This window comes from Streptomyces sp. NBC_01235 (genome assembly GCF_035989285.1).
Lineage (GTDB): Bacteria > Actinomycetota > Actinomycetes > Streptomycetales > Streptomycetaceae > Streptomyces.
Window position 1 is genome coordinate 7517799 of sequence record NZ_CP108513.1, and the last position, 17959, is coordinate 7535757.

Annotated in this window: 14 protein-coding genes and 1 tRNA gene; 14 read left to right on the forward strand and 1 reads right to left on the reverse strand. The window is 69.7% G+C overall.

Translation table 11 applies throughout. From position 1 onward, the window contains the following. Nucleotides 1–5 precede the first annotated feature (5 nt). The 6 genes from OG289_RS33965 to OG289_RS33990 all read left to right on the forward strand — a co-directional run bounded on the left by OG289_RS33965 (nt 6) and on the right by OG289_RS33990 (nt 5371). Complete coding sequence (locus OG289_RS33965; RefSeq protein WP_327320890.1) at nt 6–914, forward strand: bifunctional DNA primase/polymerase; 909 nt, start codon at nt 6–8, stop codon at nt 912–914. Next, a complete protein-coding gene (locus OG289_RS33970; RefSeq protein ID WP_327317860.1) occupies nt 911–1345 on the forward strand; it encodes a hypothetical protein in 435 nt (144 codons plus the stop codon). The genes OG289_RS33965 and OG289_RS33970 overlap by 4 nt, the downstream gene beginning before the upstream one ends. Further along, on the forward strand, nt 1342–2598 hold the full coding sequence (locus OG289_RS33975; RefSeq protein ID WP_327317861.1) for a DUF3631 domain-containing protein: 1257 nt from the start codon (nt 1342–1344) through the stop codon (nt 2596–2598). The genes OG289_RS33970 and OG289_RS33975 overlap by 4 nt, the downstream gene beginning before the upstream one ends. A 152-nt stretch (nt 2599–2750) precedes the next feature. After that, nucleotides 2751–2945, forward strand: a complete 195-nt coding sequence (locus OG289_RS33980) for a helix-turn-helix transcriptional regulator (protein WP_327317863.1) — start codon at nt 2751–2753, stop codon at nt 2943–2945. Nucleotides 2946–2950: 5 nt separating this feature from the next. Beyond that, the gene (locus OG289_RS33985; protein ID WP_442819112.1) at nt 2951–4402 is read left to right on the forward strand and encodes a tyrosine-type recombinase/integrase; all 1452 of its coding nucleotides are present in this window, start codon (nt 2951–2953) and stop codon (nt 4400–4402) included. Nucleotides 4403–5098: 696 nt separating this feature from the next. After that, nucleotides 5099–5371 carry a hypothetical protein gene (locus tag OG289_RS33990; protein ID WP_327317865.1) on the forward strand — a complete coding sequence of 91 codons (273 nt, stop codon included), beginning with the start codon at nt 5099–5101 and terminating at the stop codon, nt 5369–5371. A 905-nt stretch (nt 5372–6276) separates the two neighbouring features. Here OG289_RS33990 and OG289_RS33995 read toward each other — a convergent pair. Further along, nucleotides 6277–6348 (reverse strand) — tRNA-Arg (locus tag OG289_RS33995). Between the two features lie 223 nt (nt 6349–6571). Here OG289_RS33995 and OG289_RS34000 point away from each other — a divergent pair. The 8 genes from OG289_RS34000 to OG289_RS34035 all read left to right on the forward strand — a co-directional run bounded on the left by OG289_RS34000 (nt 6572) and on the right by OG289_RS34035 (nt 17944). Further along, complete coding sequence (locus OG289_RS34000; RefSeq protein ID WP_442818995.1) at nt 6572–7048, forward strand: response regulator; 477 nt, start codon at nt 6572–6574, stop codon at nt 7046–7048. Between the two features lie 365 nt (nt 7049–7413). Further along, on the forward strand, nt 7414–8424 hold the full coding sequence (gene nrtL / locus OG289_RS34005; RefSeq protein WP_327317867.1) for an ArgS-related anticodon-binding protein NrtL: 1011 nt from the start codon (nt 7414–7416) through the stop codon (nt 8422–8424). A 14-nt stretch (nt 8425–8438) separates the two neighbouring features. After that, nucleotides 8439–9830, forward strand: coding sequence for a diaminopimelate decarboxylase (lysA, locus tag OG289_RS34010; RefSeq protein ID WP_327317868.1), 1392 nt, complete (start codon nt 8439–8441; stop codon nt 9828–9830). Between the two features lie 157 nt (nt 9831–9987). Next, the gene (locus tag OG289_RS34015) at nt 9988–11280 is read left to right on the forward strand and encodes a homoserine dehydrogenase (RefSeq protein WP_327317869.1); all 1293 of its coding nucleotides are present in this window, start codon (nt 9988–9990) and stop codon (nt 11278–11280) included. Between the two features lie 6 nt (nt 11281–11286). Next, entirely contained in the window at nt 11287–12345 is a 1059-nt protein-coding gene (gene thrC / locus OG289_RS34020) for a threonine synthase (protein WP_327317870.1), read from the forward strand. A 229-nt stretch (nt 12346–12574) separates the two neighbouring features. Further along, a complete protein-coding gene (thrB, locus tag OG289_RS34025; protein ID WP_327317871.1) occupies nt 12575–13504 on the forward strand; it encodes a homoserine kinase in 930 nt (309 codons plus the stop codon). Between the two features lie 408 nt (nt 13505–13912). Continuing rightward, nucleotides 13913–15958: a transcription termination factor Rho gene (gene rho / locus OG289_RS34030; protein ID WP_327317872.1), complete on the forward strand. Its 2046-nt coding sequence runs from the start codon at nt 13913–13915 to the stop codon at nt 15956–15958. A gap of 144 nt (nt 15959–16102) precedes the next feature. After that, a complete protein-coding gene (locus OG289_RS34035) occupies nt 16103–17944 on the forward strand; it encodes a trypsin-like serine protease (RefSeq protein WP_327317873.1) in 1842 nt (613 codons plus the stop codon). The last annotated feature ends 15 nt before the right edge of the window (nt 17945–17959 follow it).

Below are 17959 nucleotides of genomic sequence, written 5' to 3' on the forward strand. Positions count from 1 at the left end.
TCGACATGCCCACCGTCGGCCTCGGTCACCTGCACCTGATCGCCGCCGCCCTGTGCTCCGCCGAACGCGGCTGGCCTGTCATCCTCCTGCACCCCGGCACCAAGCGGCCCGCCGGACACCCCGAACGCGCCTGCCCCGGCACCGGACGCTGCGAGGACGGGCACCGCACCCCCGAACAGCGCGCCACCACCGACCCCGGCCTGATCAAAGCCGCGTGGACGCGGCGGCCGTACAACGTAGGGATTGCGACCGGCCCAGCTGGCCTGGTCGTCGTCGACCTGGACGTGTGCAAGCCGGAAGAGCCAGAAGGAGCGCCTGACGGCGCCGCTTCTCTGGCAGCGCTCTGCGAGCGCGCCGGCCAGCCCCTCCCGGCCACCTACCAGGTGCGGACCCCGAGCGGTGGACGCCACCTGTACTTCACCGCCCCGACCGGCGGGCAGCTCCGCAACAGCGCGGGTCGGCTGGGACCGCACATCGACACCCGCGCATGGGGCGGCTACGTCGTCGCCCCCGGCAGCACCACCCCCCAGGGCACCTACGAGATCCTCGACGACGCCCCCGTGGCCGCCCTGCCACCGTGGCTGACCGCCCTGCTGATCGAAGCACCGCGGCCCGCCACGCCAGCCACCGTCACGCCGGTACGCGACGGCACACGGGCCGCCCAAGTGGCCCTGGAACGCGAGACGGCCGCCGTCCGGGGCACCTCGGAGGGCGGCCGCAACACCCGGCTACTGACGGGCGCCCGCGCCCTGGGCCGGTTCGTCGCATGGGGCGAGATCACCCGGACCGTGGTGGAGGAGGCTTTTCAGGCGGCCGGCGAGGCGGCCGGACTCCCGGCGGCCGAGTGCCGCGCCACCATCCGCAGCGCTCTGGGCTGGTCGATCCGCACGTGCCGGCCGCGGGAGACGGCATGACCACCTCCCCCGCCCGCACCGCCCTGAAAAGCCATCCCGCCACCGCCGACCAGCCGGACACCGCCAACACGACGACACCCCCGGCTCCGGGATGCGGCCGAAGGAAGGCCGCCCGTCAGGGCGTCCCTTCAGCCCTTCCCTCCGACCAGCACTCGACCAGCCGCACCCGCAGCAGTGGTGACGATCCGAAGCCGGACCGACCGGGGATCTGCATCTACGCCGCGCCGGTCTACCGCCACCACTACGACGGCGCCCGCTGGTCCAAGCGCTACGGCGACACCCCCACCGCCGCCTACGCCTGCGCCTGCGGGCAGACCGGCACCGCCACCGGACAACACGACGTGGCCGCCCTGGTCGCCGAATACGACGCCCACAAGGACGCCTGCACCGGCATGCCCGCCCCACACACCGAAAGGAGGAACGCCGCATGACCGACGCCACCGCGCCCGCCCCGTCCATCGACGGCGCCGCCCTGCTCAACGAGGTCGAAGCGTTCCACCGCCGCTTCAACGTCTTCCCCACCGAAGCCGCATACGTCGCAGTCGCCCTGTGGGACGCCCACGCCCACCTGCTCGACTGCTTCGACTCAACGCCCCGGATCGCCTTCCTCTCCCCGGAGCCGGGATCCGGCAAGTCCCGCGCGCTGGAGATCGTGGAGACCCTCGTGCCGCAGCCCATGGTGGCCGTCAACGCGTCCGCCGCCGCCCTCTTCCGCGCGGTCTCCGGCGCGGACGGACGCCCGACGATCCTCTTCGACGAGATCGACACCGTCTTCGGTCCCAAGGCCGGGGACAACGAGGAGTTGCGCGGGTTCCTCAACGCCGGACACCGCCGCTCCGGCGTCACGTACAGGTGCGTGGGCGACGGCTCGAACCAGAGCGTTCAACCCTTCCCCTCGTACTGCGCGGTTGCCATGGCCGGTCTCGGCTCTCTGCCGGACACGATCCTGACCCGCTCGGTCATCATCCGAATGCGCCGCCGGGCCCGGAACGAGCGAGTGGAACCCTTCAGGCAGCGCATCCACGAGAAGGAGGGCCGCGCCCTCCGTGACCGGCTCGCGAAGTGGGCCGACGCCGTCCGTGCCACGGTAGAGGGCGCATGGCCGATCATGCCGGACGGCGTCACGGACCGCCCCGCGGACGTGTGGGAACCCCTGCTCGCCGTTGCCGACGCGGCCGGCGGACAGTGGCCCCAACGCGCGCGGGCCGCCTGTGTCGAGCTGGTGACCGCCGCGAGCGAGGACGACGAAGCCTCCCTCGGTATCCGCCTGCTCACCGACCTGCGCGACACCGTCCTCTACGGCATCGACCGCATGCCGACCGCCGCCATCCTGGAGTGCCTGAACAGCATGGACGACGCGCCATGGGTCGACATGGGTGGGAAGCCGCTCACCCCGCGAGGGCTGGCCCGGCTGCTCAGCCAGTACATGACCGGCGCCAACAAGCCCATCAAGCCGCGCCCGATTCGTACGGCGGCGGGCACGGTGCCGCGCGGCTACTACTCCGAGGATCTCGCGGACGCGTGGGCCCGATACTGCCCCCCGCCCCCGTCAAAGTCCGCTACATCCGCTACGTCCGCTACACAGCAGGTCAACAGGAGTGAATCCGTAGCGGAAGTGCTTCCGGGAATCCGCTACACGCCCGACGAAACCGCTACACCGTCGGCCACCGCCGCCGCGCCGTAGCGGCACCAATCCGCTACACGCTACGCATCCGCTACAGAAAACAGGTCCCTGACCTGCGCTGTAGCGGATGTAGCGGATGTAGCGGATGTAGCGGAGTTCAGAGAAGGGGCGAGTCCCCAACCTCCGATGAAAACAGAAGAGAGGACCGCGGCATGAGCGCCCGCGTGCGGGACGAGAAGTTGACGATCAAAGAGGTTCTCGCGGACCTCAAGGTCGCCCCGGCAACCTTCTACCGGTGGCGCCAACTCGGGAAAGCGCCCCGCTCGATCAAGCTGCCGAACGGGGACGTCCGTATCCGTCGATCCGAGTACGAGCGTTGGCTTGCGGAGCTGGAGGACGCTGCGTGAGCACCGTGAACGACATCCCGGCCGGGCGCCCTGACGGGTCGGCCCGGCAGGGCTACTCCTTCGACGTCAAGCTCTGGAAGGTGTCGAAGACCGGGCGGAAGTCGCGCCCGTGGCGCCTGCGGTGGGTGGTCGCCGGACAGGTGCACAGCGACACGTTCACCACGGCTGCGCTCGCGGAGAGCCGGCGATCGGAGCTGTGGCAGGCCATGAACCGGCGCGGCGAGGCGTTCGAGATCGCATCGGGCCTGCCGGAGTCCGAGGTGCGAGCGGCGGAGGAAGCGGCCGAAGCGGCGCAGGCCGAACCGCCGTTGCAGTGGTTCGAGTTCTGCCGGAAGTATGTGGCCGGGCGGTGGCGCACGAGCGCGGCCAAGAGCCGTGAGGGCATGGCGGACGGGCTCGCCGCCGTGACCCTCGCCATGGTCAAGCGAGGAAAGGACGCTCCCTCGGATGAGCGCCTGCGGTTGGCGTTCCGGTGGGGGATCGTGCCCGCGAACGAGGGGGAGGACCCGCCGGCCGAACTCAAGACCCCGTACGACTGGCTCACGACGGCGGACCGGCCGGTCGTCGACATGTTCGACGCTGACGTCTTCGAAGACGTGCTCTACCGCCTCAACTACAAGTTGGACGGCGCCCCCGCGGCGGGCGACACGTACAAGCGGCGGCGCCGCGCCCTGAACACCGCCCTCGAACACGCGGTGGCTGCGGGAGAGCTCCCGGAGAACCCGCTGCAGCGTGTCCGCCGGAAGCACGTCGGCTCCAACGATGTCGTGGACCGGCGCGTCCTCGTAAACGCCGTACAGGCCCGTCAGTTGCTCGCTGCCGTCTCTTACGTCGGGTCGTGGGATCGCTGCCGTGGGCGGCGCTTGGTGGCCTTTTACGCGGTCCTGTACTACGCGGGACTCCGGCCCGCTGAAGCAGTGGGACTCCGGTGGTCGGACTGCCACTTGCCGGAGACGGGCTGGGGCACTCTGACGCTGCGGGAGACTCGCCCCGTCTCTGGCAAACAGTGGACCGACTCCGGGGAGCGGCACGACCGCCGGGGCCTGAAGGCGCGGGAGGCGACCACCGACCGGCCGGTCCCGATCCCGGCCGTCCTGGTCGCGATCCTCCAGACCCACCTGAAAGCGTTCGGGACGGCGAAGGAAGGGCGCGTCTTTGGCAACGAGCGCGGGGGAGTGGTCGGCTCATCTACCTACTGGCGGGTGTGGGAGGAGGCCCGGGAGTATGCGCTCACGCCGGAGCGCGTCGACTCGCCGTTGGCCGGTCGCCCGTACGACTTGCGGCACGCGTGCATCACACGGTGGCTAAACGCTGGGGTGCCGATCGCTGAGGTAGCCCGGCGGGTCGGCAACTCGCCGGAGGTGATTCACCGGCGCTACCACGGCTGCATTGACGGTCACGAGGAAGCGGCCAATGTCAAGATCGCAAAGGCACTGGAGGAGGAGGGCGACGGCTAACGCGACAGATCACTCTCCTAGGCGGTCGCGGTCGCGGGAGCCTCCGGGGTGGCGGGCTCGGTGTCGGCGTCAGCGAATGCGCTCTGTCGAGCCTGGCGGGCTGAGGTCGGGCAGGGCCGACATCGTGGGGCCGTCGGCTGGAAGTGCGGTCCGGCGGACACCTTTTACGCAAGGCGCGCGTCGAACACAACGATATCCCCCTCGAAAGTGGCGGAGATCACAGTTGAAAAAATCACACTGTTGGACGGGTGGGCGGGGGTGGATTGGGTGCGAATCTCGCACTAAAAGTGTGCGCTGACCTGCTCTAAAGCGGTGTTCTGTGATACCCGTCACACCCGGAGGGTGCAACGAAGTGTCGGTGTTGGCCAATGAAGTCAACCCATGATATTGGGATACCAAATCAGGTCGTACCGCGCATCGCTGCACGTAAATCAGTCGAAGCCGTTAATCCTTTTGTCCGCTATGGGCATCAATAAAGATCACTTCGCGTTCCGTTTCCCGAATGGAACGGCGACTGTGGCGCATCCCACCCTGCTAGGTGATCTGGTCAGGGCTGCGGTAGCTATGAATCACGCCCCAACCGGGGTACGTCTAGCGGTCTTTGGACCCCCGCAGTCTGCCCCTGGCATGACTGCGGCCCCCTGCGCGAACAGGAGGCCGCTGGGCTGTCACGACACCTAGAAAGGGGCCAAACCCATGGCCCACCTTAATGACGGATGCTGCGGACGTCCGCCGAAGGAGACGCAGGTCACCCCGCGCCGGGGGAATCGCGTCCTTTCCGCCGGCGTCTCGGTGGCCGGGCTCCTGCTCGGCGTGGCCGTCCTGGCGGACGTCGTCGAGCCGGACAAGGGAACCGCTCTGTCCACCGTGGCCTGCTCGACCGTCACGTCCGTCGTCGTCCTCAACCGTCGCCAGACCATCGAGATGGCGGGCCCGCACCAGCGTGAGGTGGTAGGCCCGGAGAAGTAGCGCAGGATCCCGAGGGCCCCGGACATGGCAGCACGCCCGGGGCTCTCGGGCTATCCGGCCACGACGTCCACGGTCTGACCGGTCGTCGTACCGACCGTGATGATCTCCGCGACGGTCCTGAAGTCGTCGAACTGGCCCACCGCCTGAACCTGCTCTAGGAGGTCGGCTCGGGCTCTCTGAGGGCCCGAGCAGCAAGGTTGAGGAATTCCGACCACGGCTCGTGAAGTTCGGTTCGGCGGGTCCGGAAGTTCTCCTGATGCGAGTCCGTTGGAAGTCCGGCAGTCATCGCCCCATCCCACATCACCCAGGATTCGTAGACGAGATTGGCCAGGTCATAGATCTTCTGGCCAACGACACGTGCTCGGTCTGGCCCCCAGACTCCTAGGCGGAAAACTGCGCGCATAAGTGCCTGGCTGGACGTCATGTAGTCGTCGTGCAGTGCGGTCGGAGGTCTTTCTCCCAGGCGGAGCTTGACCCCGGCCGCTCCCAAGGTTCGATCAATGGTTGCCAATTGATCAAGCGCATCCATCAAGGTCACCATGCGCTGTTCTCGGGCCCAATGGCGATGCTCCGCTACTTCTTGTCCAGCTACCTGAGCGCGGACGGATTCGAGGGTGCTCGCAGCACCCCTCCGGGCACCCCACATGGCGCCGCCAGTCGCGGCCAACGCGCCCAGCAGCCCACAGCCTCCAGCGATCAGAGCCGCCATTCCCTCGTCCATCAGATCCCCCTCACCACGGCGGGCGCGGCATGGTGCGCGCCTCGCGGTTAACGAGTGTGTCGGAGGTGTGTCGCGAACGCTGAGAGACAGCGAGAAAGAGCGGGAGTCAGTGAGACTGACTCCCGCTCTCTCAGTTAGGCATCCGCCCTGGTCAGAGCCTGGTTCCTGCTGGCTGACTGGCGAGTGCCCCCGGCAGGATTCGAACCTGCGCACACGGCTCCGGAGGCCGTTGCTCTATCCCCTGAGCTACGGGGGCGTGTCGGTTGCGAGGGTGTTGCTCGCGGCGACGGGTAGAACACTACCAGCTCGCTCGGGGTGTTCATGAACGGGTTTCCGTGGGGGACGGGGGTCGTCCGCACGGGGTGGAAGTGCGGGATGGGGGTCGTCCGCGCGGGGTGGAAGTGGGGAAAACCCGGACGCGGTGGCCGGTCTCGACCTACTCTCGAGTTGTGCCAGGCGCGTCGGGCCGGGTGCTTGTTGTGGACGACAACAAGGTCATCCGGCAGCTGATCAGGGTCAATCTCGAGCTGGAGGGCATCGAGGTCGTGACCGCGTCCGATGGTGCCGAGTGTCTGGATGTCGTTCATCAGGTGCGACCCGATCTCGTGACCCTTGATGTCGTCATGCCCCGGCTGGACGGGCTGCGGGCCGCTGCTCGACTGCGTGCCGATCCGCGGACGCGTGATCTGCCGATTGCCATCATCAGCGCCTGTACGCAGTACGAGGTCGAAGCCGGCCTCGAAGTCGGCGTCGACGCCTTTCTCGCCAAGCCCTTTGATCCCACCGAACTCGTCTCCGTCGTACGGAAGTTGATGGAGCGGAGGAGGGGCGATGGCGAAGGAGGGGCCGGGGTGGATCTGGGGCTGGGGCTGGAGCTCGGGACGGTGTTGGGCGCGGGGGAAGGTGTAGGGGCGGGGAAGGGCGGCGGGCCGGGCGCGGGGCCTGTGTCCGATTAGGGTCTGCCTCCCCCGAACGCGGGGCCCGTGGCCGATTAGGGTCTGCCTCCCCCGAACGCGGGGCCCGTGGCCGATTAGGGCCTGCCTCCCCCTGAACGCGGGGCCCGTGGCCGATTGGGGTCTGCCTCCCCCGAGGGTTAGGTCTGCCTCCCCCCGAACGCGTACCACCCGCAGTCGAGCGCCACGGAACTGCCAGCGGCTGGGCGCAGGCGGACAGAGGGATCCGCCGACCAGATCCGCCGCCCCCCCCCCCGCGACGCGTAGGGCAAGAGCGCCCCGTTCGGCGGCGGTCCTCCGCGTCCATATCCCGGACCCTCTCCAAACCGACTCGCCTACCCACCCCCCTCCTCCCCTACGCTTGTCCCGTGACCCCCGTCGAGCTCTCCCGTACCGTGCTGCGCGCGGTGCGTCGTGCTGTGGACGATGGGGAGCTCAGTGTGGGTGTTCCTGAGCGGGCCGTGGTCACGCCGCCGGGGCCCGGGGGGCAGGGGGACTACGCCACCAACATCGCCCTGCAGCTCGCCCGGCCGGCCGGACAGCCGTCGCTTCGGGTTGCCGAGGTGCTCCGGTCGCACCTGGCCCGTGCCGAAGGCGTCGCCGGGGTCGAGATCACCGGGCCCGGGTTCCTCAACATCAGCCTCGACGGTTCCGCCGTCTCCGCCCTCGTCCGGCGGATACAGCGCGAAGGCCTGCGGTACGGGCACACCGACAGTCTCGCCGGACAGGTCTTCGCGGTGCGGGTGCCCTACGAAGTGCGGGCCGAGGTCCTGGCCGACGCGCTCGCGCGGATCGTCGGGGCGCAGGGCGGCCGTGTCGACATCGGGCACGGTGAGCCCGTCACCCTGCGGCCCGTACCCGCTTCCGAGGATCCCGCCCCCCTCGGTCCCGACGCCGCCCGCTGGGCCCTGCTCCACCCCGCCCCGCACGACCGGCCCCGCATCACCGCCGAGCATCTGGTGCAGCGTGAGGGCAATCCCCTCTTCCGCGTCCGCTACGCCCACGCCCGCACCCGGGCCGTCAGTCGTAACGCCGCCGATCTCGGCTTCACCGGCCGGCCCGGCCCGCTGGACGCCGGTGACCTCGTCGCCCTTCTCGCCGACCACCCCCGCGTCCTCGCGACGGCCGTCACCCTCCCGAGCCCGCAGGGAACATCCACCGGCATCCCCACCCCCGACCCCTCCGCGCCCTCCCGCCTCACCCGTCACCTCCTCGCGCTGGCCGACGCCACCCTCGTCCTTCTCCCCACCGTCCTGCCCCGTGGTGAGGAGAAACCCTTGGCCGCCCACCGTGCCCGGCTTGCGCTTGCCGAAGCTGCCGGGATGGTGCTGGCCGGCGGCCTGTCCCTGCTCGGCATCGACGCACCCGACCACCTCTGAGAGAGCACGCCCAGATGAGCCGTTCCGCCCACCCCGCCGGGCCCCGTCACGCCGACGTCCTTCCCGAAGGGCACTACTCCGCACCGCCCACCGACCTCAACGCCCTCGACGCCAAGGTGTGGGCGCGGACGGTCACGCGTGACACCGACGGTGTCGTCACCGTCGGCGGCATCGACGTCAAGACGCTCGCCGAGCAGCACGGCACCCCCGCCTACATCCTCGACGAGGCCGACTTCCGGGACCGGGCCCGTGCCTGGCGGACCGCCTTCGGGGCCGACGCCGACGTCTTCTACGCCGGCAAGGCGTTCCTGTCCCGGGCCGTGGTGCGGTGGCTGCACGAGGAGGGGCTCAACCTCGACGTCTGCTCGGGCGGCGAGCTCGCCACCGCCCTCTCCGCCGGTATGCCCGCCGACCGCATCGCGTTCCACGGCAACAACAAGTCCACGGACGAGATCCGCCGGGCCGTTGACGCCGGTGTGGGGCGGATGGTCCTCGACTCCTTCCAGGAGATCGTGCGGGTCGCGCACATCGCCCAGTCCCTGGGGAAGCGGCAGCGTGTCCAGATCCGTATCACCGTCGGCGTCGAGGCGCACACGCACGAGTTCATCGCCACGGCCCACGAGGACCAGAAGTTCGGCATTCCGCTCGCCGGTGGGCAGGCCGCCGAAGCCGTGCGCCGTGCGCTTCAGCTCGACGGGCTCGAGCTCATCGGGATCCACTCCCACATCGGGTCGCAGATCTTCGACATGTCCGGCTTTGAGGTCGCCGCGCACCGGGTGGTCGGACTGCTCAAGGACATTCGTGACGAGCACGGTGTCGAGCTGCCCGAGATCGACCTCGGCGGCGGCCTCGGTATCGCGTACACCAGCGACGACGATCCCCGTGAGCCCCACGAGATCGCCAAGGCGCTGACCGAGATCGTCACGCGTGAGTGCGAGGTCGCCAAGCTGCGCACGCCCCGCATCTCCGTCGAGCCCGGGCGGGCCATCGTCGGGCCGACCGCGTTCACGCTCTACGAGGTCGGCACCATCAAGCCGCTCGACGGGCTGAGGACGTACGTCTCCGTCGACGGCGGAATGTCGGACAACATCCGTACCGCGCTGTACGACGCCGAGTACAGCGTCGCCCTCGTCTCCCGTGTCTCCGACGCCCAGCCGATGCTCGCCCGTGTGGTCGGCAAGCACTGTGAGAGCGGGGACATCGTGGTCAAGGACGCGTTCCTGCCCTCGGACCTGGCACCGGGTGACCTGATCGCCGTGCCCGCCACGGGTGCGTACTGCCGGTCCATGGCCAGCAACTACAACCACGTGCTGCGGCCGCCGGTCGTGGCCGTGCGCGAGGGGGAGTCGCGGGTCATCGTGCGGCGGGAGACCGAGGAGGATCTGCTGCGCCTCGACGTCGGCTGAAACGGCGGAAGGAAAGGGCGGAAGATCTCCTGTCTGCCGTCCTTGAGGAAATGAAATAGACGTCTCACGATCCGGACCAGGGGCAGAAAGTCCGGTCCGGTGAGTGAGACTGGGGCAACCGGAAACAACGGTAGACGGTATGAGGAAACGAGGTCGGATGATGCGTACGCGTCCGCTGAAGGTGGCGCTGCTGGGCTGTGGAGTGGTCGGCTCAGAGGTGGCGCGCATCATGACGACGCACGCCGACGACCTCGCCGCGCGCATCGGTGCTCCGGTGGAGCTGGCCGGCGTCGCCGTGCGGCGGCCCTCCAGAGTCCGGGACGGCATCGACCCCGCCCTGGTCACCACCGACGCCACCGCCCTCGTCAAACGTGGGGACATCGACGTCGTCGTCGAGGTCATCGGCGGCATCGAGCCCGCTCGTACGCTCATCACCACCGCCTTCGAGTACGGCGCCTCCGTCGTCTCCGCGAACAAGGCGCTTCTCGCGCAGGACGGCGCCGCGCTGCACGCCGTCGCCGAGGAGCACGGCGAGGACCTCTACTACGAGGCCGCCGTCGCCGGTGCCATTCCGCTGATCCGGCCGCTTCGTGAGTCCCTCGCCGGGGACAAGGTGAACCGGGTGCTCGGGATCGTCAACGGCACCACCAACTTCATCCTCGACAAGATGGACTCCACCGGCGCCGGGTATCAGGAGGCCCTCGACGAGGCCACTGCCCTGGGGTACGCCGAGGCCGACCCCACCGCCGACGTCGAGGCCTTCGATGCCGCCGCCAAGGCCGCCATCCTCGCCGGGATCGCCTTCCACACGCGCGTGCGCCTCGACGACGTCTACCGCGAGGGCATGACCGAGGTCACCGCGGCCGACTTCGCCTCCGCCAGGGAGATGGGCTGCACCATCAAGCTGCTCGCGATCTGTGAGCGGGCCGCGGACGGCGGGTCGGTCACCGCTCGCGTGCATCCGGCCATGATTCCGCTCACCCACCCGCTCGCCTCCGTGCGCGGCGCCTACAACGCCGTGTTCGTGGAGTCGGACGCGGCCGGGCAGCTGATGTTCTACGGTCCCGGCGCCGGCGGTGCTCCCACCGCCTCCGCCGTGCTCGGCGACCTCGTCGCCGTCTGCCGCAACCGGCTCAGCGGGGCAACGGGGCCCGGCGAGTCGGCGTACGCCGCCCTGCCGGTGTCGCCCATGGGCGATGTCGTCACCCGCTACCACATCAGCCTCGACGTCGCGGACAAACCTGGCGTTCTCGCCCAGGTGGCCACCGTCTTCGCCGAGCACGGGGTGTCGATCGATACCGTTCGGCAGCAGGGTAAGGACGGCGAGGCCTCCCTCGTCGTCGTCACCCACCGCGCGTCCGACGCCTCCCTGACCGGGACCGTCGAGGCGCTGCGCAACCTCGACACCGTGCGGGGTGTCGCCAGCATCATGCGGGTTGAAGGAGAGTAACCAGCAATGACCCACCAGTGGCGCGGAATCATCGAGGAGTACCGGGACCGGCTGCCGGTATCCGACAGCACGCCCATCGTGACGCTCCGTGAGGGCGGCACGCCCCTCGTGCCCGCGCAGGTGCTCTCCGAGCGCACGGGCTGCGAGGTCCACCTCAAGGTGGAGGGCGCCAACCCGACCGGGTCCTTCAAGGACCGCGGTATGACCATGGCCATCACGCGGGCCAAGGAGGAGGGCGCGCAGGCCGTCATCTGCGCCTCCACCGGCAACACCTCCGCGTCCGCCGCCGCGTACGCGGTGCGCGCCGGCATGGTCTGTGCCGTGCTCGTCCCGCAGGGCAAGATCGCGATCGGCAAGATGGGCCAGGCCCTCGTGCACGGCGCGAAGATCCTCCAGGTCGACGGCAACTTCGACGACTGCCTCACGCTCGCGCGTGCGCTGAGCGACAACTACCCGGTGGCGCTGGTCAATTCGGTCAACCCGGTGCGTATCGAGGGTCAGAAGACGGCCGCCTTCGAGATCGTGGACATGCTCGGGGACGCCCCCGACATCCATGTCCTGCCGGTCGGCAACGCGGGCAACATCACCGCGTACTGGAAGGGCTACAAGGAGTACGCCGCCGACGGGATCGCCGCGCAGACCCCCCGCATGTGGGGCTTCCAGGCGTCCGGCAGTGCGCCGATCGTGCGCGGCGAGGTCGTCAAGGACCCGTCGACGATCGCCACCGCGATCCGCATCGGCAACCCCGCCTCGTGGAAGTTCGCGCTGGCGGCTCAGGAGGAGTCCGGCGGCTTCATCGACGAGGTGACGGACCGTGAGATCCTGCGCGCCTACCGGCTGTTGGCCGCGCAGGAGGGCGTCTTCGTGGAGCCCGCGTCCGCCGCGTCCGTGGCCGGTCTGCTGAAGGCCGCCGAGCAGGGCAAGGTCGACCCGGGGCAGCGGATCGTCTGCACGGTCACCGGAAACGGTCTGAAGGACCCCGACTGGGCCGTCGCCGGCGCGCCGCAGCCGGTCACCGTCCCGGTCGACGCGGCCACGGCGGCCGAGCGCCTCGGACTCCTCTGATCGGGGAACTCCCTCGATGGGGTGCACAGGGGGCTTACGACACGCATCGTGCGCCTCCTGTGCGCCCTATGTCGCCGCAGAACCTTCCTTCGATAGGCTGTACTGAACCCGCCCGCCGCATATGCCGCAGTGCCGCGTCGTCACCGCGTCGCCGTCGGGCCTCAAGGGTCCTCACATACGCATCGAATGTCATTCGACAATCCCGCAGCTCAAGGAGAGTCATCGCGAGATGGCCGGTCCCGCCTTCCGTGCCGCCCCTGTCCGGGTGCGCGTCCCCGCCACCAGCGCCAACCTCGGCCCGGGGTTCGACGCCTTCGGCCTCGCGCTGGGGCTCTACGACGACGTCGTCGTCCGGGTGGCCGACTCGGGGCTGCACATCGACATCGCGGGGGAGGGCAGCGAGACGCTCCCGCGCGACGAGAAGCACCTCCTCGTCCGCTCCCTGCGCACCGCCTTCGACGCCCTGGGCGGCCAGCCGCGCGGCCTGGAGATCGTCTGCGCCAACCGCATCCCGCACGGCCGGGGCCTCGGCTCCTCCTCCGCCGCGATCTGCGCCGGCATCGTCGCCGCGCGCGCGGTGACCATAGGCGGCGAGAGCAAGCTCGACGACGCCGCCCTGCTGGAACTCGCGACCGAGATCGAGGGGCACCCGGACAACGTGGCGGCCTGTCTGCTCGGCGGGTTCACCCTGTCCTGGATGGAGGCGGGCGCCGCGCGGGCGATCAGGATGGAGCCCGCCGATTCCATCGTTCCGGTGGTTTTCGTGCCCGGAAAGCCGGTCCTCACCGAGACCGCGCGCGGACTGCTCCCGCGCTCCGTGCCGCACGTCGACGCCGCCGCCAACGCGGGCCGGGCCGCACTGCTCGTCGAGGCCCTCACCCGACGCCCCGAACTGCTGCTGCCCGCCACCGAGGACCGTCTGCACCAGGAGTACCGCGCGCCGGCCATGCCGGAGAGCGCGGCGCTGGTGGAGCGGCTGCGCGCCGACGGCATCCCCGCGGTGATCTCCGGCGCCGGCCCCACCGTGATGGCGCTGGCCGACGCGGGCACGGCCGACAAGATCGAGGCGTCGGCCGGCGCGGACTGGGCCGCGAACCGCCTGGACCTGGATCTGCAAGGGGCGAGCGTGCTGCCTCTTGCGCCCTCCGGCGACCTTTGAAAGCACACGGTTGCCGGATTTCGAGAGGGGGAATGTTTGTTGGATCCGGTAGTGTTAACCTCAAGTCTGCACCCGACCCCACCACGGCGAGGTGCTTCGTGTCCCCCTCCGGGACAGACATTCTTCCGGGAGCTCCCCAAGCCGCACTGCGTTCCGTACGTCGTACCTGGGCAGTACGCCGTGCAGCGGCGCTGAGCGGTCCACAGGGCACGCTCCGGAATCGGTGCGACCACGCCACGTGACACTGGGTGTCACGGCTCGTCGAGGAAGCGCCATCACCAGCAAATCTCTCTTCCGCCGCTTTGGCGGACCACCGCCCCGGCTTCGCCACACGAGGGACCGAAGTCGGACAGCACAACCGGTCGCCGAGCCAGACAGGCCGACGTCCGCTCCAGGGAAGGACCCTTCGTGAGCGACACCACCGATCTGATGGGCGCACGTGTCGAGGAGACCGCTGCCGCGCCCGCCACGGACGCCTCCGCGCCTGCCACCGGTGCCGGCTCCCGGCGGCGCCGCGGTACCGGCCTCGAGGGCATGGTGCTGGCCGAGCTGCAGCAGGTCGCATCCGGCCTCGGTATCAGGGGCACCGCGCGTATGCGCAAGAGCCAGCTGATCGAGGTCATCAAGGAGGCGCAGGCTGGGGGTGCCCCGTCCGGGGGTGCCGCGGCTCCCAAGGCCGAGGCCGCCGCCGAGACCAAGCCCAAGCGTCGCGCCACCTCCAAGGCCCGTACGGGCGATGCAGCCGCCGAGAAGAAGGCGGACGCCGCCCCGGCCGAGGCTCCCGCCGAGAAGGCCGTGGCCCAGCAGCAGATCGAGATCCCCGGCCAGCCGGCCAGCAACGACGCTCCCGTCGAGCGCCGTCGCCGCCGCGCCACCGCCGAGGCGGGCAGCCCGGAGACGGTCACCGCCGAGGCGAAGAGCGCCCCGAAGGCCGAGACGCCCGCCCCGGCGCAGGCCGATGCCCAGGCGCAGCCGCAGGGCGACGCCAAGAGCGATGCCGACGGTGGCGAGGGCCGCCGCCGCGACCGCCGTGAGCGGGGTCGCGACCGCGGCGACCGTGGCGAGCGGGGCGACCGCGGTGACCGCGGTGACCGTCGCAAGGGCGATGACCAGCAGGGTGGCCAGCAGCGCGGCCAGCAGCAGGGTCAGCAGCAGAGCGGCGGTCGCCAGGACCGTCAGCAGCGCGACAACGGCCCGCAGGACGACGACGACTTCGAGGGCGGCCGGCGTGGCCGTCGCGGCCGCTACCGCGACCGCCGTGGCCGTCGCGGGCGTGACGAGATCGGCGCTCCCGAGCCGCAGCTCGCCGACGACGACGTCCTGATCCCCGTCGCGGGCATCCTGGACATCCTCGACAACTACGCGTTCATCCGGACCTCCGGCTACCTGCCGGGCCCGAACGACGTGTACGTCTCCCTCGCCCAGGTCCGCAAGAACGGCCTGCGCAAGGGTGACCACGTCACCGGTGCGGTCCGTCAGCCCAAGGAAGGCGAGCGGCGCGAGAAGTTCAACGCGCTGGTCCGCCTCGACTCCGTCAACGGCATGGCGCCCGAACACGGCCGTGGCCGCCCGGAGTTCAACAAGCTGACCCCGCTCTACCCGCAGGACCGCCTCCGCCTGGAGACGGACCCGGGCGTGCTGACCACCCGGATCATCGACCTCGTGTCGCCGATCGGAAAGGGCCAGCGCGGTCTGATCGTGGCCCCGCCGAAGACCGGCAAGACCATGATCATGCAGGCGATCGCCAACGCGATCACGCACAACAACCCCGAGTGCCACCTGATGGTCGTCCTGGTCGACGAGCGTCCGGAAGAGGTCACCGACATGCAGCGGTCGGTCAAGGGCGAGGTCATCTCCTCGACCTTCGACCGTCCGGCCGAGGACCACACCACGGTCGCCGAGCTCGCCATCGAGCGCGCCAAGCGTCTGGTGGAGCTGGGCCACGACGTCGTCGTGCTGCTCGACTCGATCACGCGTCTGGGCCGTGCGTACAACCTCGCCGCCCCGGCCTCCGGCCGCATCCTGTCCGGTGGTGTCGACTCGACCGCCCTGTACCCGCCGAAGCGCTTCTTCGGTGCGGCCCGCAACATCGAGGACGGTGGCTCGCTGACCATCCTCGCCACCGCCCTGGTGGACACCGGGTCCCGCATGGACGAGGTGATCTTCGAGGAGTTCAAGGGCACCGGCAACATGGAGCTCAAGCTCGACCGGAAGCTCGCCGACAAGCGCATCTTCCCGGCGGTGGACGTCGACGCGTCCGGTACCCGCAAGGAAGAGATCCTGCTCGGCAACGACGAGCTCGCCGTCGTCTGGAAGCTGCGCCGGGTGCTGCACGCGCTCGACCAGCAGCAGGCGATCGAGCTGCTCCTCGACAAGATGAAGCAGACGAAGTCGAACGGCGAGTTCCTGCTGCAGATCCAGAAGACGACGCCGTCGCCGGGCAACAACGACTGACGTCACGCACCACATCAATGAGGGCCGCCCCCGTGAAGGGGGCGGCCCTCATTGGTTCTTCACGCGCGGGATACGATCTCGCTCTTCAAACGTCTTGATCCGAAATTCCTGATGCGAACTTCGTGATCCCGAGGGGGGACTCGAGTGGGTACACCTACGTCCGAGGGCGGCGGCGGTCGGCACAGACGCCGGCTGCGGATAGCCCTGCCCGTTGTCGCGGCCGGGCTGGCCGCGGCCGTCGCCGGTGCGCTGCTGACCTCGTCGGCCTCGGCCGCGGCGACGCCTCCGACGCCCGCCTACAGCGCGCCGTCGGCCGAGCAGCTCAAGGAGCGCCTCGCCATCGCCGTCGCCGGTGACGACACGGCGGGCGAGACGGCCAAGTCGTCCCTGAGCGCGAGCACCGGCACCGCCACCGTCGACCCGAAGATCATCGGCGGCACCACGACGACCATCACCACGGCCCCGTGGATGGCGCAGCTCTGGTACGGCGACGACCGCGGCACCGACACCACCAGCGACGACATCGGCTTCTTCTGCGGCGGCACGGTCGTGTCGCCGACGAAGATCCTCACCGCCGCGCACTGCCTCAAGGACGAGACCGGCAAGAACTACAGCTGGTACTCCCACGGCCTCGTCATCACCGGCACCTCGCAGCTGCCGGCCGTCGACAGCAACGGCAACATCACCGACCTGCACGGCGGTAGCCTCAGCGGCGTCTGGCGCCAGTGGAACCACCCCTCGTACAGCCCGTCGACGATCGACAACGACATCGCCGTCCTGACCCTGCCGAACCCGGTCAAGGCCACGCCGATCCGCATGACGACGGCCGCCGACACCGCGTCGTACGCCGCCGGCACCAAGGCCACGCTCTTCGGCTGGGGCCGCACCAGCTCCACCACGCAGGACATCTCCGACACGCTGAAGACGGCCACGCTGCCGATCCAGTCGGACACCACCTGCGCGAACTACTACGGCGTCGACTTCATCAAGGGCCACAACGTGTGCGCGGGCGATCCCGCCACCGGCAGCGACGAGGGCACCACCTCCGCCTGCAACGGCGACTCCGGCGGTCCGCTGATCGTCAGGAACGCGGCCGGCGAGGACCGCATCGTGGGCGTCGTCTCCTGGGGCGTGACGGACTGCGTCAAGAGCGGCGCGTACAGCGTGTTCACCAAGGTCTCGACGTACGTCGGCGCCGCCTACCCGCGCGTCGAGGACACCAACCTCAACGGTGACCACCTCGCCGACCTGTGGGTGCGCAACGCCTCCACCAAGACCGGCTACGAAATCGACTCCAAGGCCACCTCGCTCGCCGCGCGCCAGTCCTGGGGCTCCTTCAGCGCCTACAACATCGTCCTGCAGACCGACCTCGACCGCGACGGCTACCAGGACCTGGTGGTGCGCCGGGCGTCGGACGGTGACGTGTTCTGGCAGCACTTCGTGCCCTCCACCAACACCTGGGCGACCAAGCTCATCGGCGACAACTGGAAGACCCGCCTGAGCATCGTCGCCCCCGGCGACATGACGGGCGACTACCTGCCCGACATGCTGGCGGTGGACTCCGCCGGCGCGCTGTGGCTGTACCCGGGCAAGGGCAACGGAAGCTTCGGCAGCCCGCTCAAGATCGGCGCGGGCTGGAACAACTTCAACGTGGTGCGCGGCCACGGCGACTTCAACGGCGACGGACTGGCGGACCTGCTCGCGCGCAACAAGAGCACCGGTGCCGTGTACCTGTACCGGGGCCGCGGCGTGCTCAGCACGGCCGACCTCCAGCCCGCTCTCAAGGTCGCGACCTGGACCAACACCACGTACAACGCCTTCGACACCGTCGGCGACCTGAACAGCGACAGCAAGGCCGACCTGGTGGCCCGCACCCCCGGCGGCGCCCTGTACCTGTACAAGGGCACCGGAAGCGCCACGAGTGCGATCTTTGCCACAAGGGTCTCACTCGGGACGGGTTTCCAGCAGTACGACCTCTTCGGCTGAGCCCGGCCGAAATCG